The 21,961-nt window shown below is 70.3% G+C and carries 20 protein-coding genes; 4 read left to right on the forward strand and 16 right to left on the reverse strand.

What is annotated here, in order from left to right:
• Window positions 1–138 precede the first annotated feature (138 nt).
• Together AABA78_RS26260 and AABA78_RS26265 are read left to right on the forward strand one after the other, a co-directional pair.
• Window positions 139–957, forward strand: a complete 819-nt coding sequence (locus AABA78_RS26260) for a class I SAM-dependent methyltransferase (RefSeq protein ID WP_338266882.1) — start codon at window positions 139–141, stop codon at window positions 955–957.
• 59 nt (window positions 958–1,016) lie between these two features.
• Window positions 1,017–1,301 (forward strand): hypothetical protein, encoded by a 285-nt coding sequence (locus AABA78_RS26265; RefSeq protein WP_338266884.1) that lies wholly within the window; start codon window positions 1,017–1,019, stop codon window positions 1,299–1,301.
• Between the two features lie 95 nt (window positions 1,302–1,396).
• Here AABA78_RS26265 and AABA78_RS26270 read toward each other — a convergent pair whose 3' ends face one another.
• From AABA78_RS26270 to AABA78_RS26320, 11 genes are all read right to left on the reverse strand, one after another.
• Complete coding sequence (locus AABA78_RS26270) at window positions 1,397–1,780, reverse strand: hypothetical protein (protein WP_338266885.1); 384 nt, start codon at window positions 1,778–1,780, stop codon at window positions 1,397–1,399.
• A 328-nt stretch (window positions 1,781–2,108) separates the two neighbouring features.
• The gene (locus AABA78_RS26275) at window positions 2,109–2,642 is read right to left on the reverse strand and encodes a hypothetical protein (RefSeq protein WP_338266888.1); all 534 of its coding nucleotides are present in this window, start codon (window positions 2,640–2,642) and stop codon (window positions 2,109–2,111) included.
• Window positions 2,639–3,979, reverse strand: a complete 1,341-nt coding sequence (locus AABA78_RS26280) for an AAA family ATPase (protein WP_338266890.1) — start codon at window positions 3,977–3,979, stop codon at window positions 2,639–2,641. Before AABA78_RS26280 ends, AABA78_RS26275 begins: the two co-directional genes overlap by 4 nt.
• Window positions 3,980–4,040: 61 nt before the next feature.
• On the reverse strand, window positions 4,041–4,541 hold the full coding sequence (locus AABA78_RS26285) for a hypothetical protein (protein WP_338266892.1): 501 nt from the start codon (window positions 4,539–4,541) through the stop codon (window positions 4,041–4,043).
• Between the two features lie 173 nt (window positions 4,542–4,714).
• On the reverse strand, window positions 4,715–6,253 hold the full coding sequence (locus tag AABA78_RS26290) for a DUF1501 domain-containing protein (protein WP_171413365.1): 1,539 nt from the start codon (window positions 6,251–6,253) through the stop codon (window positions 4,715–4,717).
• A gap of 12 nt (window positions 6,254–6,265) precedes the next feature.
• Entirely contained in the window at window positions 6,266–6,925 is a 660-nt protein-coding gene (locus AABA78_RS26295; protein ID WP_338266895.1) for a hypothetical protein, read from the reverse strand.
• Complete coding sequence (locus AABA78_RS26300; RefSeq protein WP_338266898.1) at window positions 6,915–8,342, reverse strand: hypothetical protein; 1,428 nt, start codon at window positions 8,340–8,342, stop codon at window positions 6,915–6,917. The genes AABA78_RS26295 and AABA78_RS26300 overlap by 11 nt, the downstream gene beginning before the upstream one ends.
• 81 nt (window positions 8,343–8,423) lie before the next feature.
• The gene (locus AABA78_RS26305) at window positions 8,424–9,482 is read right to left on the reverse strand and encodes an AAA family ATPase (protein ID WP_338266899.1); all 1,059 of its coding nucleotides are present in this window, start codon (window positions 9,480–9,482) and stop codon (window positions 8,424–8,426) included.
• A gap of 75 nt (window positions 9,483–9,557) precedes the next feature.
• Window positions 9,558–10,415: a glycoside hydrolase family 16 protein gene (locus AABA78_RS26310; RefSeq protein ID WP_338266900.1), complete on the reverse strand. Its 858-nt coding sequence runs from the start codon at window positions 10,413–10,415 to the stop codon at window positions 9,558–9,560.
• A gap of 24 nt (window positions 10,416–10,439) precedes the next feature.
• Window positions 10,440–11,186 (reverse strand): Type 1 glutamine amidotransferase-like domain-containing protein, encoded by a 747-nt coding sequence (locus tag AABA78_RS26315; RefSeq protein ID WP_338266903.1) that lies wholly within the window; start codon window positions 11,184–11,186, stop codon window positions 10,440–10,442.
• 10 nt (window positions 11,187–11,196) lie between these two features.
• A complete protein-coding gene (locus tag AABA78_RS26320) occupies window positions 11,197–12,513 on the reverse strand; it encodes a family 16 glycosylhydrolase (protein WP_338266904.1) in 1,317 nt (438 codons plus the stop codon).
• Between the two features lie 89 nt (window positions 12,514–12,602).
• On the opposite strand from AABA78_RS26320, the gene AABA78_RS26325 reads away from it, so the two are divergent.
• Window positions 12,603–15,176: a LamG domain-containing protein gene (locus AABA78_RS26325; protein WP_338266906.1), complete on the forward strand. Its 2,574-nt coding sequence runs from the start codon at window positions 12,603–12,605 to the stop codon at window positions 15,174–15,176.
• 95 nt (window positions 15,177–15,271) lie between these two features.
• Here the strand turns inward: AABA78_RS26325 and AABA78_RS26330 are convergent, their stop codons facing one another.
• Window positions 15,272–16,507 (reverse strand): acetyl-CoA C-acetyltransferase, encoded by a 1,236-nt coding sequence (locus tag AABA78_RS26330; protein WP_338266908.1) that lies wholly within the window; start codon window positions 16,505–16,507, stop codon window positions 15,272–15,274.
• Window positions 16,508–16,551: 44 nt separating this feature from the next.
• Entirely contained in the window at window positions 16,552–16,782 is a 231-nt protein-coding gene (locus AABA78_RS26335; protein ID WP_338266912.1) for a hypothetical protein, read from the reverse strand.
• A 59-nt stretch (window positions 16,783–16,841) separates the two neighbouring features.
• Between AABA78_RS26335 and AABA78_RS26340 the strand changes: the two genes are divergently transcribed.
• Window positions 16,842–17,114 carry a hypothetical protein gene (locus AABA78_RS26340; protein WP_338266915.1) on the forward strand — a complete coding sequence of 91 codons (273 nt, stop codon included), beginning with the start codon at window positions 16,842–16,844 and terminating at the stop codon, window positions 17,112–17,114.
• A 12-nt stretch (window positions 17,115–17,126) separates the two neighbouring features.
• Here the strand turns inward: AABA78_RS26340 and AABA78_RS26345 are convergent, their stop codons facing one another.
• The 3 genes from AABA78_RS26345 to AABA78_RS26355 form a co-directional block, all read right to left on the reverse strand.
• Window positions 17,127–17,321, reverse strand: a complete 195-nt coding sequence (locus AABA78_RS26345) for a hypothetical protein (protein ID WP_338266917.1) — start codon at window positions 17,319–17,321, stop codon at window positions 17,127–17,129.
• 67 nt (window positions 17,322–17,388) lie between these two features.
• Window positions 17,389–20,604, reverse strand: coding sequence for a lantibiotic dehydratase (locus AABA78_RS26350; protein ID WP_338266919.1), 3,216 nt, complete (start codon window positions 20,602–20,604; stop codon window positions 17,389–17,391).
• Entirely contained in the window at window positions 20,601–21,878 is a 1,278-nt protein-coding gene (locus AABA78_RS26355) for a lanthionine synthetase C family protein (protein ID WP_338266920.1), read from the reverse strand. The genes AABA78_RS26350 and AABA78_RS26355 overlap by 4 nt, the downstream gene beginning before the upstream one ends.
• Window positions 21,879–21,961: the final 83 nt, after the last annotated feature.

Here is a 21,961-nt window from a genome sequence, read left to right on the forward strand (position 1 = left end):
ATCCCCGCGTGATGGGAAAGAAGTAAGAAGGGGCGCCGCACCGCGCCATGCGTCCTGGGGGAGGGTGGGTGACGGGCAGCGGACAGGGGAATGACCCCGGAGGGACGGCTTGCGCGCGGGGTAGGCTGCACCGTCCCCATGTCCGCGACTCCGCCGTCCTGCCGAAAGCCCCTGGTGGTCACCACGTCGGACCGGGTGGACGCACAGCTCGCACAGCGTGCGCGGAGCGCGGCGGAGGCCGTGGGCGTGCCGTATGTGGAGCGCCACCACAAGCTGCCCTTGAAGAAGCTGCTCACCGACACGGCGGACGCGTTGGTCGTCTTCGAGTCCACGGCGGTATCGCTGGTGGACGCGGAAGGCACGCTGCGCTTTTCACCGGGGCTCGCGCACCTGCGCGTGAAGCAACTGGACGCGGGCGTGACGGAGGACCAGCTCTTGCGCGTCGCGGGTCTGCGCGAAGGGGAGCGCGTGCTGGACTGCACCCTGGGGCTGGGCGCGGACGCGCAGGTGGCGGCGCGGCTGGTGGGGCCGGGCGGAAGCGTCACGGCGCTGGAGAAGAGCCCGGCGCTCTACCTGCTGGTGCACCACGGGCTCGCCGGACTGCCGCGCCACCCGGCTGCCTGTGCGGTGGACGTGGTGCATGCGGACGCGGCGGCGTACCTGCGCACGCTGCCGGACGGCGCGTTCGACATGGTGCTCTTCGATCCGATGTTCGAGCGCGAGCGAAAGTCCTCCGCCGCGTTCGAAGCGCTGCGCCGCCACGCGGACCATTCGCCGCTGACGCGTGAGACGGTGGAGGAGGCCCGGCGCGTGGCGCGCAGGGGGGTGGTGCTGAAGGGGTCGCGCTACTCGCAGGATTTCAAGAAGCTGGGCATCACCCCGGAGCCCGCCCGGCCCAACGCCACGGTGTTGTGGGCCCGACTCCCGGGAACGGGCAACCCTGGGAATCCTGGCTGAGCCAGGAGTCCTTGATAGCGTCCCGGACCGCTGTGAATCACGACCACCGGGAGCGACACATGAAGACGCTGAAGCGGGGACTGTTGCTGGCGGCCTGTCTGCTGGGGACCGTGGGCTGTGGCGTGGAGGCTCCGGACGAGGGTGCTCCGGTGCAGAACGACACGCAGGAGGTGTCCGCACAGGCCGGCTGCATCCCCGGCCAGACGCGCACCATCAAGGTGGGCTGCTGCACGCCCACGCTGGAGCGCCGGCAGAACCAGATCTGCACCAACTCCTCGGGCTCCTGGAGCAACTCCGGTGCCAGCTACTGCGGCGGTTCGACCCTGAACTGCTACGGCGGCTGAGCCGGCGCCCGGCGCGACAGCCCGACAGATTGCCAGGGGCCGCGCTGGAGCCCGGGCTGTCGCTCCAGGGTTTCACGCGGTCGTGAGCGGTGGGGTCACTTCTTCGGCTTCACCAGCGTGCTGCAATGCGCTCCCTTCGCCTTGAGCGTCTGGAGCATCTTTTCAAGGGTCTTGCTCTCCAGGTTCGGCAGCTCCTTGTGCGAAGCGTCTTTGATGTCATTGACGACTTTCGCCTGTTCCTCCGGCGTCTTCTTGCCGAGGGGCTCCTTCATGATCTGCCTGTCGATGATGTCCGTGAACTTCTTCAAGTCCGCGGCCGGGAGCTTCCATTCCGCATTCGCCGCTGCGATGTCCTTGTTGATGCACGCGACGAGTTTCTTCCGCGTCTCTGTTTCATCCTCCGCCGAGGCGGGAGCCGGGAGGGTGAGCAGGAGCGAGGTCATTGTGAGCAGTGTCGGGAACAGCGGGCGGGATGCCATGCGGGTCCTCCAGGAGCGGGGCGCGGTGAGGTGGAGAGAGTAGCTTGATCGCTCTGGCTTCTGGAGAGGGCGCCATGGAGCCTCGCGGCGGCTTCAGGCCCGCTTGAAGGCGCTCGCGTCCGGCAGGACGCTGCCGCACCAGCTCGGCGGGCTCTTGGCGCCACTCCGGGTCCAGTTCCTGCGGCGGCTCGACCTTGAACTGCTACGGCGGCTGAGCCGGGAGTCAGGAGGGTTCGGTAGGGGTGCCTCCTGCCACGGACGAAGTGCCGGAAGACTGTCGGACAGGTTTCCCAGCGCCGCGCCTGGCTCAAACTACGGAGGGTAGGAGTCAACCGACGGCGCGTACTCTGGACAGCAACTCCTCGCGGAGATCCGCGGCCCCCTTGAGGGGACACGTCACGAACCCGAGGCTGGCCCGGATCTTGTGCTTGCTGAGTTGCGCGCGGAACTGCTTCTGGAGAACCTGCTGGTCGGGAGGCGACTCGACGCCTGACACGACCACTGCATGGACTTGATCGAGGGTGTACCGAGAATGAAGGTTCTTGGCGGTCAGAAGAATCGCTGAGGTGAGCTGAGCAACGGCTTTGCTGAAATAGCTGCCGCGCTTGAGCTCAAAGAACAAGAGCCAGGGCTGGGCTCGCAGCTTGCGACGGTAGAAGAACATCCCGTCACAGATTGACGTTCCATCCGGCTCTTGGTGGCGAAGCTCGTCGTGCGGCTCGTCCAACTGGAACAGGAGCACCGCTTCTTGATCCTCGGGCGAGAGCTTCGCGCCCACCTCGCTCTCGGAGAGCGAGTACTCACCGGGCCGCAGTCCGTTCCAGAGGAGCCGATCAAAGGCACCCCCCACCGTCGTACTCACGGTTTCTCCTCCGAGGCATCGAGCGCGGCGTTGAAGAGCTGGCTGAGCCGCTGGGTCACGGGCGCGAAGGTACTCTTCGTGATGAGACCGCTCCCAGGGTCAATCGCGTTCGTGACCTTCACCTCGGAGCCATCAGGTGTTGCCTCGAAGGCGTAGACGGCGACCTTGTCCGCCGGTAGGAACGCATCGCGTGTCTTGAGCCGGAACTCATTCGCGAGTTTCGCTTGATGTGCCTCGGGAGCGCGCCCCGCCTCAAGCAGGTTGTTGAGGTGGTCGATGACGTAGGGGCTGTGGGTTGTGAAGATGATGCGGATCCCGTGGTGGACCATGACCGCCATCAACTCGACGAGCGCGAGCTGGGCAACGGGATGGGCGTTCATCTCCAACTCGTCGATGAGGAGGACGTCTCCTGGCGAGGCGAGGGCTCGGATGTAGTGCGAAAGCCCAGCCAGGGACCGGGAGAGGGAGGAGGCCACGGAGATGGGCAGTTCCTGGCCGGCGCCGATCTCCAGCACAAGACGCTCTTCGCCTCGATCTCCCGTGAAACGGATGTTTCCCCCGGTAATGGGATCGAGGAAGGGTAATAGGGCATCCTTGAGGGGCGACTCCCTCCGTGAGGCTCCCCGCATGATTCGCATGAAGCCCAGGAAATCCGTGACGGGATGCGGGAGATCCAGGTCGCTATTGCCCCCCTCGGAGGCCAGGAGGAGCCCTGCTCGATCCGCAGGAAAGCAGAGCACGTTCAACAGGAGCTGTCGGAGTGGCCAGGTCAAGACCTGGGTGAGCTTGTCCTCATCCCATTGGCTGTCGGTAAAAGTGCGCTTGATTGTCCTCTTGAGGCCGTTGGTGAAGGTCCAGAGCGACGTGATGCTGAGCCGACCCAATTCAGGTTCGAGTTCAGCTACCACGGAGTCATGCCGTGCCTCCATCTCCTGGATGGAGAACAAAAGCTGCACCCGAGCATCAGCTGCGATGCTTGTCTTCTCGCCAAGAAGCGTTGCGAGCTGATCATGGTACAGCTTGGTTTCACATGTTCCCTCTGGCCAGACCTCCAACTCGTCAACGCCTAGGGTCACAGTCGCCTTGGATGTGCCTTGAGCCGAGGCCTCGAAGAGTGGCTTGAGGCGGTCACGGACGCTCGATGAGAGCGGATCCCCCTGGCTGACCGCCATGGATCCCATCGTGTTCAGGCCGGTTGAAACGGGCCACAGGAGTTCGAACAGCGCCCACGCGAGCCACGTCTTGTTCGTTCCGTTGTGCCCGCTGAAAACCGTAAGCGGCCGGATGTCGAGTTCGGCGTCCGTGATCCGACCGAGCTTGTGAACGGTGAGCTTCATGCGCTCGTCCTATCCCACGAGGAATGGTCCCGCGAGCCTGAATGCGTCCTGGAAAGAAGTCCTACCGGAACTCGTTCACGATGTAGACGCCCGCACGAGGCGAACCGAGCACGGCTGTTCCGGGCTTGGACTCCGGCAGCTTCCGGAGTTGTCCGAGCCCGAGCCTCGCGACCGCGCAGATGGGGACCTGATCTCCTCCATCCAGGGGTTGGGCCGCGTAGTAGCGGATCACGGCCCGCGGTCCGTCCGCCCAGACGCGTCCATAGAGGCGGGCAGGTGCTTCAAGCGGCCCCAGGTTGTCTTCGAGGACGCTTTCGATGGGACCGGCGTACAGGGTGATGGGATAGGCACGGGACTGATTCGCGTCGAGCTGAACCCAGGCGGAGTCCCCCACGAACAGCCGCAGGTACTTCATCGCCTTGCGTGCTTCTTCGGGACATTCCTCCGGTCCCGGTGTGCCGTCGGAGCGCAGTGCCACCGTGCCCGTCGCAGTGCCCGGGCAGCCAGGTGCCGTCATGAGCAGGACCGCGCAGCCCAGGCGCGTGAACGTGCGGGATGCCATGCCTTGCGCTCTTATCGCGCCAGGAGCGCTGGATCTAGCTGGACGAACGCCTGCCTCAAGCCGTCCTGAGGGCGGCTGAGGCGGGCTGGAGGCCCCCCTCCGCAGACGAAGTGCCGGAACCTGTCCGACAGTCGGACAGGTTTGGCGAAAGCGGCCCCGGGCCAGGAGGGGCTTCAGGCCCGCTTGAAGGCGCTCGCGTCCGGCAGGCCGCTGCCGCCCAGGTCCGCGCCCATGGCGGTGAGGACGCCGGAGAAGATGTCCGGCTCGTTGGACGTCACCTTGCCCGGCTGGGGCGCTCCGGTGCGCGCGTCGAAGCCGTAGGTGAGGGTGGTGTTCGGATCCACGCCTCCCAGCACGGTGTTGCCCTTCACCATGGGGGACAGGAGCAGGAAGCCGTTGTTGAGGTCGTGGCCGGACCCGAACTCCGTGGCGCCGGAAGGCCGCGGACGCGTGCGGCCGAACTCCGTGGCCACGTAGATGAGCGTGCGGTCCCACATGGACTCGCCGGAGGTCGCGTCGAACGGCTCCGCCTTGAGCAGCGTGATCAGCGAATCCACCGTGTTCAGGATGCGCGCCCACATGAAGGCCTGGCCGCCCCGGTGGTCGTTGTGGCTGATGTCGAACGCGAGCGGCGGGTTCGCGATGCCGTTGGGCCCGCCCACCGCGACGTTGAAGTCCGGCCCCAGCGTCACCGACACCGACACCCGGTACTTGAGCAACAGGAACGCCAGCGCCGCCTGGCCCTGCACGGGGTCCGTGAAGAAGCCGGGGAACACCTCGCGCAGCCGCGCCCCGTCCGGGGAGGACTCCAGCCCGTACTTCGACAACGGAATCTGCGGCAGGTCCGGCAGGATGTTGAGCTTCGTGATCAGGTCCAGCGCCTCCAGCTTCGGCTGCTGCACGCCGCGCTGTTCGCTCCAGCGCTTCAGCGCGGCGCTGTCCTGGAAGGTGCGGCCGAAGATGGACTTCTGATCCAGCGCGTCCCGCGTGCTCCGCGCCAGCGCGAGGACGTCCTTCGACGGCGCCCCGGTGATGCCGCGCGAGCCGTCCAGCCCCAGGGGCCACAGGGACGGGTTGACCACGGCCTCGCCGAAGCAGGACAGGGGCAGGCTGTCGTCGGTGCCGCGCTCGGCGTAGCCGCCGGTACCCATGTTGACGTTGGGCAGGGGCATGCCGCTGCCCCACTGGAGCGCGACGGCCTCCTGGAGCGTGCGCCCCCGCCAGGCGCCGTTGCCCGTGAGCGAGCGCTTCTGCGCGATGCCGTGGTTCACGGACGTGCCCACGGACGTCGCCACCAGCATCTCGTTCGCGTGCTTCTTCACGAACGCCAGCTGGTCCGTGTCGACCGGGATGTTGATGCTGCCCAGGCGCGAGTTGCTGTACTTCACCGCGCGGAAGGGGCTGCCCGCCACGGCCTGCACCTGCGCGTCCGGGAAGGTGTTGAGCCCGGCGGCGTTGGCGGACTCGGACTGGCGCACCGCGAGGAAGCTGTCCACGATGGACGCGCCCCCCGCCGCCCCGATGACGATGAGGAACTTCGGCTTGCCGTCGAGCGCGGCGCGCTGGCGGCCCAGCTTCTCCAGGGACTCGGGCGTCTGGAGCGATTCCCGGCAGCCGGTGAGGAAGGGGGAGAGGGTGGTGCCCGCGGCGCAGAGCGACAGCGCCCGCAGCATCTCCCGTCGCGACAGCCGGCCAGTGGTCTTGAGGGTCATGGGAGGGGTTCCTCAGTAGAAGACGGCTTCGGCGGAAGAGAAGACGGCGAGACACGCGGCCTGCATCCACGCGACGCCCGGCGTGGCCGTGCCCGTGGCCTGCACGTCGGCGGACAGGTGGACCAGCGTGTCGCGCTCGGCCTGGGTCGGGTCGCGCAGCCACGCGCGGCGCACCAGGGACGTCACCGCCGTGGCCACGGCGGGGCTCGCGGCGTCCGCCAGCCTGCCGTCCGCGGTGAGGGTCACGTCCTTGAACACCACCGCGGAGGCCGGCGTGCTCACGTCCAGCGCGACGCGCGCGTTGCAGGCGGAGAGCACGGTGCGCTCCACGGCGATGGGCGTGGTGGCGCCCGTGACGGTGGGCGTCTCGTAGACGCTGTGCTGGTAGGGGTCCACGCCGCCCAGTGCCACGCCGTGCACGGTCTGGCAGGGGTACTGGCCCAGCTCGTTGCACACGGAGGTGGAGGGCAGCTCCAGCGCCTGGGCCAGGTCGAGCGACAGCCGCTCGGGGCCCTTGAAGCGCAGGTTGCCCTTCTGGGACTTCGCGACGCCGCCATCCCATTCAGGCGTCACGCCGGGGTTGGCGCCCGGCCCCAGGTCCACGGCGTTGGGCAGCGTGTCGGAGCAGCCCGTGAGGAGCAGACAGGTCAGCAGCAGGCGTTCAGGGCGCACCGTAGGCCTCCGTGCGGATGAGGTCGTGAAGCATCTTCTGCACGCGGTACGCGTGCGTGGTGCGGAAGGCCTGCCAGGTGCGGACGAACTCCTCGTTCTCTTCAGGCAAGGGCGCGTGGCCGACGAGCAGCTTCCAGTAGTCGGTGACGGTGGAGATGGCGAAGGCGTCGCTGTTGGCGGCCACCCGCGCCCACTCCGTGAGGTTGTTCACGGGCTGGCCCAGGATGACGCCCTGCTCGGGCGTGTTCTTCAGGGTGGCCACCTCGTTGGGGAACAGCAGCTCCAGGCGGTTGGGGACGTAGCGGTTGGGCAGCCCGCCCAGGCCGTTGTAGTTGCGGTACGGATACGACAGCGGATCCAACGTCGCGTGGCACGCGGCGCACTGGGGCGCCTGGACGCCCTTGGCGTCGTAGTCGCGCGGCTCGTTGGGGACGCTGTGCAGGCCCTCCTGCTTCGCGATGTCCAGGCCCAGGTACGCGCGGTACATCTGCGACGCGGCGTTGCGCGGCAGCGCGGTGAACATGACGAACGAGGTGAGCGTCCACGCGCTCGTCATGTTGCCGGCGCGGCGCGAGGCCTCCACGAACTGCGAGGAGACGCTGTTGGCGGCGGTGTACGTGGTGGGGTTCGACCCCGAGCGCTTCACGTAGAAGCCGGCGGTGAGCACGTCGCGCGCGTCGTGGTCGTCCGTCTGCGACCAGGTGAAGAGGGCGTAGTCGTCGTAGTAGTCCGCCAGTGGAATCACGCCCGCGTCCTCGCCGGACTTGATGGAGCCGACGGGGCGGATCTTCGGGTGGGCGACCTTCCAGAGCTGCCCGTGCTTGCCGCGCCAGAAGTCGGACTGGAGGCAGCGGTCCAGCTCCTGGTCGATGAAGGCGCGCTGCTTGTCCTCGCTGCCCAGCTCCAGGAAGGTGGCCACCTGGACGTAGGTGGGGGACCGGCCGCAGAAGTCGCTGAGCATGCGGCGGTACACGAAGCGCGGGTCGTACTGGCAGACCTTGAACTGGGGGTTCTCCCCGCCGCCGCAGACGCCGCTGGGCGGGACGCTGGTGGCGTCGCCGGGGAGCGAACCCTGCTCGACCTCGAACTGGTTGGGGGCGCCGTCGCCGTCGGTGTCCTCGCTGGCGATGGCGCGCAGCGCGGCGGGGAGGGCCGCGGCGAAGTCCGCCTCGGTGAGGGGGCGCGGCTTGCCGGGGGCCAGGTGCGGCTCCAGCGCGGCGCCGTAGCCGTTCCGCTGGGGCGGGGCCACGTGGCAGTAGGTGCAGGCGGGCTGGGTGCCCTGGCACGCGGGCGCGGTGGGATATTCCGCGCAGAAGGCGCCAGGGCCGGTGGGCATGGCCACGGCCGGGGGGGTGAACCCGAGCAGCAGCAGCCCGGGCAGCAGCCATCGGCTCGGGGATGGGGGAGGCAGGGGCACGCGGGCTCCGGGAACGGGTGCTGTACGGACACACCAACCCGGAAAATCAGAAAGGGTTTCGGAGATTCGTGAGCGCCGGGCTCACCAGGGCCGCCGCTCGATGAGGTGGCGGGCCTGGGGAGAGGGGGCGAGGAACGACACCGGCGCACCCGCGACGCGCTCCAGCTCCTCCAGGTGGTGGCGGGCCGCGTCGGTGAGCTGGTCGAAGCGCCGGGCGTCCCAGTTGGTGGAGGCCAGGTCCCCCGCGAGTACGAGCGCCAGGTCCGTGGGGCCGTTGATGGAGGCGGCCTCGCGCAGCCCCACCCAGTTGAACGTGGGCCCCTCGGAGCGGCACACCATGACGATGCGCCGCACCCGGCCCGGCGCGATGCCCGTCGCCGCCAGGCAGACGCTCGCCATCGTCCCGGCGCTCTCGATGAGCACGCGGTGTCGCCGGGCGAAGGCGTCCTCCAGCTCCTCGCGCAAGGGCACCGGGTCCGGCACCCCCAGCCGGAGGAGCACCTCGTAGTGGGGCGCGAGCTGCGCCGTGAGGGGACGCGTGTCCACGTCGCCATGGAGGCCCGGGATGACGAGGTCCACGAGCCGTTCACCGGTCCGTCCGTAGAGCCCGAGCCGGCTGGCCACCCGCACGAGCACCGCCTCGGGCGAAACGCTCGCCGTGTCGACGACGAGCTCCGCCAGCGAGGCCAGCTCATGGACCGCGCGCTCGGCGGGATGCGCCCAGGCCGTCTCGAAGGTGTCCGGCTCCGCGCAGCGCAAGGCCTGCTCGGGCTCGGGCGCCTCCAGGTGGACGTGTACGACGCGGAGCCCCGGCCTTGCGCGCAGGCCGTCCAGCTGCGCCTTGCTGCTCACCGCGTCCACGGTGATCAGCCTGGACGTCTTGTTCGCGCGGCTGGACACCGCCGGGCCCAGACAAGGCAGGGCCGCGAGCACTCCCTCCACCAGCCAGCGCCCACCTGTCTCGCGGTCCCGCGTGACGCTCGAGTCCTGGAGCGACCGCCGGGAGCCGTCCCCGCCGTGCCCCCGCAGGAGGTCCTTCGAGTGGAGATGCAGCGCGCCGAACCGCCGCGCCAGCCCCTGCGCGAGCGTCGTCTTCCCCGCGCCGATGGGCCCCGACACCACCACCACCGTGACCGCCATGCCTTGTTCCTCCCTCAGGAGGAACACCCTAGAAACCCCGGTGCGGGGCGGACCATCCCCCATTGGAGGGAGGCGTCAGCGCTTTTCGGAGACGCGCACCCAGTCCACTTCCATCGTCTGGGGCCCCGCGCGCAGCAGGTCCGCGGTGGCCTGGGGCACGCCGAAGTACGGCTCCTTCGCGTGGTTGACGCCCTCCGGATAGCCGCCGCCCACCGCGAAGTTGAGGATGATGAACAGGGGCTTGTCGTAGGCCCACGCGCCGTGGCGCTCCACCTCCTCGCGCGTCGTGGTCTTCACGCGCTCGCCGTCGATGAACCAGTGGATGGCCTGGGGCGACGTCTCCACGCGGTACTCGTGCCAGTCACTCACCGGGGTGCGTGGGTAGAAGCGGCCGTTGATGGGCGTGTCGCCGCTGTAGCCCGGCCCATGCAACGCGACGGACACCCAGTCGCCGAAGCCGACGTTCTCCATGATGTCGAGCTCGCCGCACGCGGGCCACCCCGTCGCGCGGATGTCGCTGCCCAGCATCCAGAACGCCGGCCACAGGCCCGCGCCCACCGGCAGCTTGATGCGCGCCTCGACGCGGCCGTGCGTGAACTCCCGCTTGCCCGCGCTCTCCACCCGGCCCGACGTGAACGGATATCCGTTGGCCGTCTGCATCCGCGCCGTGAGCTTCAACGTGCCGCCGCTCACCGACACGTTGTCCGGCGACGTCGTGTACTGCTGCTGCTCGTTGTTCACGTGCACGTCGGTGGTGAGGGTCCAGTTGCCCGGGTCCACCTGCGTGCCGTTGAACTCGTCGCTCCACACCTGGACCCAGCCGTCCTCCTGGCGGCCGGCCACCGCCTCCGAGCGCTTCGGCGCACCCGCGCACGCCGTCAGCCCCGCCACCAGCGCCCACGCCGCCGCCGTCCTGCCGGTCGTCATCGCCATCGTCGTTCCTCGAAAGAGGGTCCGCTACTGGAGCGTCCGCCGGTCCACCGGCGCCTCGGGAGGCTCGCCCCGGTACGGCGTGGCCGGGGGCAGCAGCAGGGATTCGTGCAGCCGGTCCTCCACGTCCACCGTCACGTCCACCACCGGCTGCCGCACGGGCTCCACGCTGCCGTCCGCGTGCAGCAGCACGCCGCCGCCCCGGGGGATGCCCAGTCCGCGCGTGGGCAGCCCCATGCGACGGACAGCGAGCTTGAGGCCCGGCCACTCGGGCGGCTCGTGCACGCCGATGAGGTAGGGCACCAGGCCCAGCGTCGGGAAGGGCTCGCCTTCGACGGGCAGGTCGTCGCACCACGCGCCCAGGCCCAGGTGCATGGCCCCGGCGGACACGCCCATCAGCACGGCGCCGGCCTGGTGCCGCTCGCGCAGGAGGCCGTCCACGCCGTGCGCCAGGAACGCGTCCCAGCCCACGCGCGGGTCGCCGCCCGCGAGGAGGATGACGTCGGCCTCCTTCAGCCACGCCAGGTCCGCACCGGAGGGCGCGGCCGGGATGCTCCGGCACCGCGTGAGGCCGATGCCCTCCATGGCCGCGACGAAGAGGTCGTAGAACTCCGGCTGGCCGCCGTTGGACGCGCCCAGGTAGGCGGCCTTCACCGGCGGCACGCGCAGCTCCGCGCCGGTGAGCACGCGCACGTAGTCCAGGAAGGGGCGCCCCTCCACGCGCCAGAACAGCGGGGCGCTGTCAGCCAGGAGGAGGAGGGGCGGGAGCGTCATGCCGCAAAGCCTACCGCCACTGGTAGGCGCGCACCCAGTCCACTTCCAGGGTCTGCGGCGCGTTGCGCACCAGGTCCACCGTGGACTGCGGCACGCCGTAGTACGGCGTCGAGGCGCCGTTCACGCCGAAGGGATAGCCGCCGCCCACCGCGAGGTTGAGGATGATGTACATGGGCTTGTCGTAGGCCCACGCGCCGTAGCGCTGCACCTCCGTGCGCGTCGTGGTCTTCACCAGCGCGCCGTCGATGTACCACTTGATGTCCGAGGACGAGTACTCCGTGCGGTACACGTGCCAGTTGCTCACGCTGGACGACGGATAGAAGCGGCCGTTGATGGGCGTGTTGCCGGAGTAGCCCGGGCCGTGCAGCGCGCCGGACACCCAGTCGCCGTAGCCGACGTTCTCCATGATGTCGAGCTCGCCGCACGCCGGCCAGCCCACCGAGTTGATGTCATTGCCCAGCAGCCAGAATGCCGGCCACAGGCCCGCGCCCACCGGCAGCTTGATGCGCGCCTCGATGCGGCCGTGGCTGAACTCCCGCTTGCCCGCGCTCTCCAGCCGGCCGGAGGTGAACGGGTAGCCGTTGTTCCACTGCAGGCGCGCGGTGAGCTTCAGTGTGCCGTTGCTCACGGAGATGTTGTCGCCGGAGTTGGTGTACTGCTGCTGCTCGTTGTTCACGTGCACGGACGTGTTGGGCGCCCAGTTGGCGGTGTTGACGCTGGTGCCGTCGAACTCGTCGCTCCAGATCTGCACCCAGCGGTCCTCGCCGCCGCCCACGACGCCGAAGGAGAAGGACTCCCAGCAGCCGGCCGTGGCGCGGTTGGCGTACAGCGGCGCGCTGGCGCCCTGGTTCATGTCCGCGGACACGTACTGGCCCGTGCTCTTCGCCTTCAGGCCCACGGTGCCGTCGGGGAAGGGCACCCAGGTGAAGCGCTCCCAGTCACCCACCGCCGTGCGGAAGCCCGTCACCTGTCCGCCCGCGTTCGGATCCGCGGACACGTACAGGCCCGTCTCCAGCACGCGCAGCGAGATGAAGTCATTGCCCGCGTCGCCCACCTGGAACTGCTCCCACCCCTGCGCGCTGTCGCGGTTGGCCACCAGCGGCGCGGTGGCGCCCAGGTTCTTGTCCGCGGACACGTACTTCTGCGTCGCGCACGCCTTCAGCCACACCGTCTGGCCCAGCGGCGCCGCCGTGGCGGACTGCTCGCGCTCCGCCACCACCGGCGTCGTCAGCGTCGCGTCCCCGGCCGGAGCGGAGGCCTCACCACACGCCGTCAATCCCAGTACCGCCACCAGCGTCCACAGCGTCTTTCCGGCGCTCGCCGCCATCGTCATCCTCGAAGGTGTGCCCGGCTCCGACAGGGAGCGGGGCCCGGCCGGTTTGGGCCGGGCATGGAAATGAGGTTAACCTAATTTCCATGAAAAACTCACTTATCTGGAGTCTGGCCGTGCTGCTCGCGGGCGTGCCCGGGGCGGTGTTGGCGGAGGGGCGCCCGTCGCTGGTGAACACCCGCATCCCGACGCCCTTCGGGGCGAACGGGCACTCGTCGACGGTGGACGGGCGCGTCTTCGTGGGCAACATCCGCGAGGACCAGGCGACGACGACCACGACATGGATTGCCCGGGTGTTCCGTCCGGAGGCGGTCACGTACGACGCGTCCGGCAAGCCGTCGTTCGCGGCGGCCTTCTCCGCGGGCAAGACGGTGGACGTGAGGAACGGGGAGAACGCGCTGGCGTTCTGCTTCCCCAACCCCGCGCAGCCCTATGTGCTGTCGAGCGGCGTCGCGGTGTACCAGCCGTACATCTTCGACTCGATGATGTTCAACGGGGACAACGTCTTCCGGCGGCGCACGTCCGACCTCCGGGTGTCCCAGCCGTTCACGACCGCGGCGGACATCGCGTCCTTCAGCACCGGCCCGCTGGAGACGCTGCGCACCGTCACCGGCGCCACGCTTCGCGGCATCGAGCCGACGATGACGTCCGACGGCCGGCTGATCATCTATCAGGGCGCGCCCGCGAACACGGGCGGCATCGACCACATGATGTACGCGTACAACCCCACGCCGTGCGCGGCGACGGGCTGGAGCAACCCGCGCCCGCTGTCGATGATGTTCAACGACCCGGACGCGGGCGTGAAGCGCTACCCGCTGGCGTGGAAGCGGCTGAAGGCGGCGACGGGCGAGGACTTCGGCGACACGGCATCCGGCGCGCTGGTGCGAGGCGCCTACGCGTGGGTGGACCACGAGGGCCGCAACCTCCTCTACATCGCCGTCACGTACACGGACGGCGCGAGGCGCGAGGCGGTGAGCCTGGTGGGCGCGGACACGAACTGGACCGCGTACCACATCGACGGAGCGCTCAACACGGACCGCATGGACATCGCGCACCTCTTCTACTCGGGGCCCATGTGGAACTTCGAGCAGGAGCGCTTGCCGCTGCAGAACTTCCCGCCCGGCCAGAGCAACGCGGCGCACTACCTGCCCGTCACCAAGACGCACGACGTGCTGGCCCTCTTCGGCAGCAACACGGCCGACTACAACGAGGTGGACCTGGGCGAGCTGATGGACCCCTTCCACCTGCTGTTCCTGCCCATGAACGAACTGGTCACGCGCGCGGGCGCGTATGACCTGACGCGCACGCCGGACCTCTCCGGCCACTTCTTCACCGGCACGCTGGTGGGGAGCGCCTCCATCTCCCCGGGCAACGCGCTGACGCGCTCCTCGCCGGACTCGCTGTGGCAGCCGCATGGCAAGGGCAAGGCGCTGGTGGTGCCCGGCGGCGGTGCGCTCGCGGTGAACCTGGCGGACGCCTCCGGCACGGTGCCCGGCGTGGGCGCGGCCGTGCGCGCGCTGTCCGTGGAGTTCGCGGTGCGGCCGGACGCGGACATCCAGCAGGGCTGCACCACCGGCAATCCCTACCGCTACGTCATGCAGAAGGCGGGCGGGCTGGACATCATCCATGAGGCCAGCAATCAGTTGCAGTTCTCCCTGGTCGTCAACGGCCAGCGCGTGCGGCTGGGCGGCGGCCCGGTGCTGCCGGTGGGGCAGTGGAGCCACCTGGCCTATACGTGGGACGGCACCACCGGCGTCTTCAACGAGTACCTCAACGGCGTGCCCACGAACCGCGCGCTGCCCGTGGCGCCGGGGACGGCCCGGCTGGGCACGGGGACGCTCTACATCGGCGCGGGCGCGAACCTGGACACGCAGCGCTGCCCGGCCAACGGCGAGGGCTCGTTCCGGGGCGCCATCGACGAGGTGCGCATCTTCACGCACGCGCGCTCCAACCGGAGCATCTGCCTCACCGCGCACGGCGCCAACTGCCGCGAGGAGGCCATCCAGCACTCGCCCTCCGCGGGCCAGTTCGCGATGAGCGCCCAGGCGCCCGCGTGCAATGGCACCAGCGCCCTGAACTCGGCCGCGTGCCTGTCCGCGATGCACCGGGTGTGCGCGCAGCGGGGCGCGGGTGACGCGCTGGCGAACGCCACCAACACCTGGGACACCATCCAGCAGCTCGTCAGCAACCGTCCGCCCATCTCGCTGTCGGGCGTGCCGGTGTCGTCCTCGGCCACGGACCTGACGGTGGCCTGCGCGCCCATCCAGCACGAGAGCGTGGCGGTGACGTTCGAGGAGCTGTCCCGCATCCACGCGGGCTGCACCGACGAGCGCGGCGTGACGAGCACCCACTGCACCGCCGCGGCGCACCGCTTCTGCAACCGTCAGGGTTGGACGACGGGGCAGGTGTTCGAGGTGACGTCCCGGCCCTGGGTGGGCTGCTTCAACTCCGGCCTCCAGACGGACGTGGAGCGGTCATTGCTGGGACCGGTGTCCAGCACGGGTGACTACACCGCCCCGGGCTCTCGCCTGGAGGTGAGCCAGTGGTGCCGCACGCAGGGCTACGGGGCCGGCGTCGTGCAGGAGATTCCCGCCGCCACCAAGGCCCACGTGCACTGCTTCCAGCCGGCGGTGACGGCGACGTGGAAGTACCTGCCGTAGGGCGCGAAGCCTCTCCGCGGCGCAAGGCCCGCTGGCGCTCCCGGAGGTCCTACCGGGAGCGCCGGGCGCTACACGCGCCCGTGGATGGCTGAGCGCTACACGCGCTCGATGATGGTGGCGATGCCCTGGCCGCCGCCGATGCACATGGTGATGAGCGCCGTCTGCTTGCCCGTGCGCTCCAGTTCGTCCAGGGCGGTGCCCAGCAGCATCGCGCCGGTGGCGCCCAGCGGGTGGCCCAGCGCGATGGCGCCGCCGTTGACGTTCACCCGCTCCGGGTCGATGCCCAGCGCGCGCGTCGTCTGGATCACCACGGCGGCGAACGCCTCGTTGATCTCCCACAGGTCGATGTCGCGGGCCTTCATGCCGACCATGCGCAGGGCCTTCTCGCTCACGGGCGCGGGGGCGGTGAGCATGAGGAGCGGCTCGGTGCCCAGCGTCGCCATGGCGCGGATGCGGGCGCGGGGCTTGAGCCCCTGGGTCTTCACGTACCGCTCCGACGCCAGCGCCACCACGGCGGCCCCGTCCACGATGCCGCTGGAGTTGCCCGCGGTGTGCACGTGCTGGATGCGCTTCGCCCGTGGGTAGGCGGCCAGCGCGATGCCGTCCAGCGTCTCGCCGTTCGGGCCCACGGCCGTCTCACCCATGGCGACGAACGCGGGCTTGAGCGCGGCCAGGCCCTGCGCGGTGGTGTCCGGGCGCGGGTACTCGTCGCGCTCCAGCAGCACGGCGCCGGTGGCCGGGTCCTTCACCGCGAAGAGGGCCTTCGCGAAGCGGTTCTCCTCGATGGCGCGGGCCGCCTGCCGCTGCGAGCGCAGGGCCCAGGCGTCCACGTCCTCGCGGGTGATGCCCTCCAGCGTCGCGATGAGGTCCGCGCTGATGCCCTGGGGCACCTGGTAGACGCGCTCGCGCAGCCGCACGTTGCCGCCGTCCTGGCCGCCGCCGTCCGCGCCCAGCGACAGGTGCGACATGCTCTCCACGCCGCCCGTCACCACGAAGTCCATGGCGCCGGAGGCCACGCCCATCGCGCCGAAGTTCACCGCCTGGAGCCCGGAGCCGCAGAAGCGGTTGAGCGACACGGCGGACACGTCCAGCGGCCAGCCCGCCGCCAGCACGGCGTTGCGCGCGATGTTCGCGCCCTGCTCATTCACCTGCGACACGCACCCCGCGATGACGTCCCCCACCTCGCGAGCATCCCAGCCGCCGCGCCGCTGGAGCGCGTTGAGCGTCTGCGCGAGCAGCTCCTGCGGGTGCAGCCCCGTCAGGGCTCCCTTGCCCATCTTCCCGCGCCCGCGCGGGGTCCGGACGGCGTCGATGATGTAGCTGGCGGTCATGTGCGGCTCCTTTGATTTCGTGCGTAATATTACCTGCGTAATTTCTAAGTCAAGGCGACCTGGAGTGGGAACGCGCGACGGGCCCGGGTGTCGCTGACGGGGCAGCGCGTCTCCAGCTCGCGCAGCAGATGGGCGAGCTGCTCCTGGGTGACGTCGCCCTTCATGGTGATTTCGGTACCGGTGACGGGGATGCCCGGCTCAAGTGCGAGGCAGACGGTCATGGAGTTCAGGTCGCCCCCCGGGCGCCATGCGGTGGCTGTGCGCAACTTCTTCATGGGGTCCGGGTTCCAGGCAGCAGCCGCGCATCGCGCCCTTGCCGCCAGGATGGTCCGACATGTTCCGCCACTGCCGCTCCACCGTCCGGGTCCTGTCAGCCCTGGCCTGGATGGTTCTGCCGGCCTGCGGTGACGCGGAGTGGAAGGAGTCCTCCGACATCATGGAAGCGGAGGCGTGCGTGGGGGCACCCGCGAGGATGTGGCGGCGATCCCTGGCCATCGCCGGGCCACTGGACGCCGCCGAGCAGGCCTCTTCACTTGGCTTTGAGGATGCAGGCATCGGTTCACGCCAGCAGTTGCTGAGCGGTCCGGCCTTACAACGCAAACGTTGAAGCCCAGGTCAGTCAGCGCCGTGCGGGTGGCGCACCTGATGCGGAGTCATGGTTCCAGGTCGCCCCGACTCCCGCACCGACCAGCGGAACGGTCTTGGTGATGATGGCGCGCTGCGTGAGCTTCAATCCCAGGTACTTCAAGGCGAAGCGCTGAAGGGCCTTGAGCACGCCCTTGCTGATGTACCGGCGGATGAGCGTGCAGGGCACGCTGATGCTGGTCGCGGGCCGTTTTCGGGCACGTTCGGGCGCAAGCGCATCCTGAGGACGGGGCGTGTCAGGACTGCTTCTTCTCGCGGGCCAGCCTGGACGTGTAGAGGCGGTGGAGGAGGTCGTAGAGGACCAGCTCCTGCGCGCGGGCGGCGGTGCGCAGCATCCGGTTGGTGTGCATGTGGACGAGGCCTGAGGCCACGCGGTCCAGGGGCTGGGTGAGCTGTCCCCCGTCCGCGCACGCGCGCAGCCGTGCCAGCACCGGCGCCTGCCGTTCACCTCGGCGCCGCAGCGCCGCGAGCCCTGGCGCGAGCGGCCCTTCGGAGGGCCACGGCCGCCACAGCAGGGACTCCAGCTCCTTGCGGTGCGTCCGGAAGCGTTCGCCCAGCCGCCGCTCGACGGCGCCGTCCACGGAGAACTCCTGGCCGTAGCCCTGGCGCAGCCCTTCGAGCAGCCGGCAGCGGCCTTCCAGGTCGAAGCCCAGGTCTGTCAGCACCGTGTCGATGCCGCACAGCACCAGCCGCCAGCGCGCGTCCGCGCCACCTTCCTCCGCGACGGTGTCGAGCAGCTCCAGCGCCGCGTCGCTGTCCGAGTGGAACCACTGCTCCGCGAGCGGCAGGCCCGCGTCGCCACCGTAGCGTTCGACCTCGCGCTCGTACGTGTCCACCTGCACGCGGTGGACGAGCCCGTCCTTCCGGAGGGGACCGAGCAGCGTGTGCAGGTGCTCCAGGACCTCGCCGTGCAACCGTCGCGGGTCGCCGTGGAGGCGCACGCGCAGGTGCCAGTCCGGGTCGCCGTAGCGCAGGAAGAACCACTGACTCGCGGCCCCGGACGCCAGCGCCTGCCGGACCCACGGCGCCACGGCCTCCGCCAGCACGCGCTCCGCGAGCGCGGTGCCAGTGCAGAGCTTGACGTACAGCCACTCGGAGCCCGGTGGGAAGGAGCGCTCGATGCGCGGGGGCTTCGGCAGGTGCACGGCGGGCGCGGCCGCCGCGGGCGCGGCGCGCACGAAGGGCACCACGACCTCATGCACGAAGCGGCCCTCCGGGCCCTGGACGCACAGGCCTTCCTTCTCCGGCAGCTCCACCAGCACCACGTCCGCGCGCTGCCGCACCAGGTGGACGAAGGCGTCCACGCTGAGCACGTTGTCCAGGTCCACCGGCAGCACGTTGTCGCGGTCCTCCAGGCCCACGAAGCGCGGCAGCTGGAGCCGCTCGCGCAGCCGCTGGGCTTCGCGGAAGCGCTCGGCGCCGTCGCGTTCACCGAGCGCGCGGAGCGTGGACGCCTGGAGCCGCCAGCGGGCGCGGTGGAGGATGAGCCGGCCCATCGTCACGCGCGGAAGGAACGCGCTGCTCGTGAGCGGGCCCCACTTCCAGCGCAGGCCGGGGGTGACGCCCTGCTGCTGGAGCGTGCCCAGGAAGGTGTAGGGGCGCAGGTGCGCGCGGCCGAAGTTGTGGACGTGCGTGACGCGCGGGAGCACTTCACGTCCCAGGCTCGCGGAGCGCAGGACGATGCGGGAGCCCTGCACGGAGAGGAACAGGTCCGTGAGCGGAAGCTGCCGCTCCGGCGGCACCCCCGAGCGCCCCAGGTACACCAGCTCGTGCGCGCGCAGCACGGGGCGGCAGAGGATGTTCCCGTTGCGCCCCTCGGGAAGGTGCACCACCTCCGCGAAGGTGGCCTCCGGCCGCAGGGCCTCCTCCGCGCGCAGGTGCTCCGTCACGTGGCGCAGCAGCTCCGGATCCCCGTGACAGAAGCGCCCCAGCAGCGCCGCGCCCGAAGGGCCCATCATCGACTCGAAGACGAACTGGAACCGCCCTGCGTCCACGTCCTCCTGCGAGGCCGCGAGCACCGCTCCCATGACGGAGAAGGCATCCGGCAGCGGCCCCGGACGGGGCTGGGCGAGCGCCTCCACGTCGTCCGAGGTCAGCTCGAGCGGGCCCTTTGAAAGCAGCACCTCCGACAGCCGGTGGTGCAGCCAGGCCTGCGCCTTGCCCCAGGCGACGGGCTCCTCGCCACGGGACGCGGGAAGGGACAGGTCGCGCAGGAGCGGTGCGTCCTCGGCGGTCTCCGGGCTCGCCAGCTCGAAGCCGATGCCCACGTCCTCGTCCAGCGCCTCCAGCAGGGGCACCTCGCGCGCCTCGTAGCGCTGCACGAAGGCCTCGCGGAAGCGCCGCAGCATGGAGTGCTCGGAGGACGCGTTGAGCCGGTGCAGCAGGGTGACGCCCTGGAGCATCGCGTCCACCACGGCGGGGCCCAGCGTCAGTGACTCGGCGGGCTTGCGCAGGTCCACCTGGAACAGGCGGCTCATGTCGACGGGTGAGGGCAGGGCCTCCAGCCCGCGAGCCAGCGCGCGGTAGCGTGACGGCGCCGCGCCCGGCGGCGTGCCATCCAGCTCCGTCAGCGCGCGCTGGACGTCCTGGAGGACGCGGTGGGACGCGGCCATCGCGGGCACGGCCTCCAGGCGCGTGAGCAGCTCGCGCAGCGGCTCCAGGCCCGTGACGGGCGGCGCCAGGTCCGGCACCAGGAGCTGGTGTTCGACGAGCATGTCCACGTACTCCATGGCCTCTTCACGGGACACGTCGGGGTCGGCGTCCACCAGCGCCTGCACGAGCGTGGCGAGCGACGCGCCCGCACGCGCGCGCTCCAGCGTCGCCTCCAGGTACGGCGTGGGCTCCACGCCCACGAGCTGGTAGGTGCGCGAGCCGCCGTCGCGCCGGGACTCGGCGTAGCGCAGCCGGCCCGCGACCCGGTACAGGCTGGAGTTGGGGTGGTAGCCCAGGGCCTCGCGCAGCTCCGGCAGCCTGGCGAGCTGCTCCATCAGCGCGTCGACGTAGTCCGTGTCCAGCCGCGTGTGTCGCCGGTACGTCTCGCGAGCCGGCAGCCGCAGCCGCGTGGACGCGGTGAGCGTGCCCAGGCTGTTGCCCGCGAAGAGGCCGAAGGGCGTCGACCGCGCCGCCATGCGCTGCCAGTAGCGCACCAGCGTCCGCTCCAGCTTCTCGCCGTGCGGGCTCCCGGGCTCGGACGTCCACGCGGGCAGGTGCTCCTCCAGCGACGGCGACGCGAGGAACAGCGCCTCCCGCACCTCCGGCCGCGCGACCACGGTCGAGAGCCTCTCACGCAAGAGCGCGCGGTCCCGCTCCAGCGCCGCTTCCAGCTCCGCGGTGGGGGCCGTCAGCGCTGCGGACGCGCAGAGCCCCCGGCCCCAGGCGAGCAGCTCGTCGAAGGGCAGCAGCGGCGTGCGGAGGACGAAGAACCCGGAGGGAGCGAAGCCCGGCGGCGTCATGGAGAGTCCAGGGTGGGGAAGGGCAGGGACATGAGCAGCATGCGGTCCCAGGAGGGCTCCGCGGACGACGTCGCCGCGAGGAGCGCCAGCGCGATGCCGGTCGCCCCCGCGAGCAGGCCGGCGTTGTCGGTCCAACCCTCGGAGCCGTCATCGAACTGCTCCCACGCGCGGAAGCCGGCCACGCCCAGGCCCGGCTGCCGGTGCACGGAGAGCAGCTGCTGGAACCAGTAGCGGGAGGCGGTCGCGAAGGCGGGCTCGCCCGTCGTCTGGAACAGGCGGTTGTAGAGGTGCGCGAGCCCCGCGGAGCCATGGCAGAGCCCGCCGTCCTTCACGGAGGCGACGTCCGTCCAGCGTCCGGCGGCCTCCAGGCAGAGCGTGAGCGCCTGGGCTTCCCACTCCGCGTTGCCCACCGCGCGCGCCAGCGTGTGCAGTCCCAGCGCCACGCCGGGATCGCCGTAGCACCACGCCGGACGGCGCGGCCACGTGAGGGGTTCATGGCGCGCCCCCACGCGCGTCGGGAAGCGAGCGGGGGCGGAGTCCTCCCCGCGCCGGGCCATGAACCACGTCCACCCTCCATGAAGCAGCTCGCGCGCGGCTTCGACCCCCGCGGCCACCGCGCCGCCCAGCACGATGAGCACGCCCGCCATGCCGTGCGCGACGCCCAGGTTGAAGCTGCCCTCGGGATGTTCGCCCTGGAGCCGCGCAACGACATGGCGGGCCTGCGTCTTCCAGCGCAGCCCCTCCTGCGTCCGCTCCGCCAGCTCCCCGAGCCGCGCGACCACGGCCTCCAGGCAGCGCCGTGCGCCGTCGCGCGGAAGGCGCTCCAGCGCGTACGCGCCCATGCCCACCAGCCCGCTCACCAGGTCGTAGCGGTGCGTCCACGGCCGCGTCTGGAGGAAGTCCTCGAGCGCGGCGTCGATGTCCGTGAGTGGATCCTCCTCCGGGGATTCGGAAGGGCGCTGCACGTGCTGCACGGCCCACGCGATGCCCGTGAAACCGTCATAGAGGTCCGGCCCCAGGGTCTCCGCCCCGAGCGCCTCCGTGGCGCGCTCCAGCCAGGCCTCCGACACCGCGCGATGCTTCGCGTCAGCGTGGACCCGGGCCAGCGCGTCAAACAGCACCGCGCGTCCTGCCTCACCTCGCGCGAGGGATGGCAGTGATGAAACCTGCCCGGGAGGATGTGACAGCGCATCGACAAGCATTGCGAGCACTTGCAGCGCCGACGCGTGCTCGACGCCTTGCAGCAACGGTTTCCATGGAGGCGTGCGTCGCATGTCGTCGTCCCATCCAGGCAGGAAATGAAATTCAACGTCTAGCGGTTCTTGCGCGGAGCGCTTGTCTGCTCAGGAAGCAACTG

The organism is Corallococcus caeni (assembly GCF_036245865.1).
In the GTDB taxonomy this organism is placed as follows: domain Bacteria; phylum Myxococcota; class Myxococcia; order Myxococcales; family Myxococcaceae; genus Corallococcus; species Corallococcus caeni.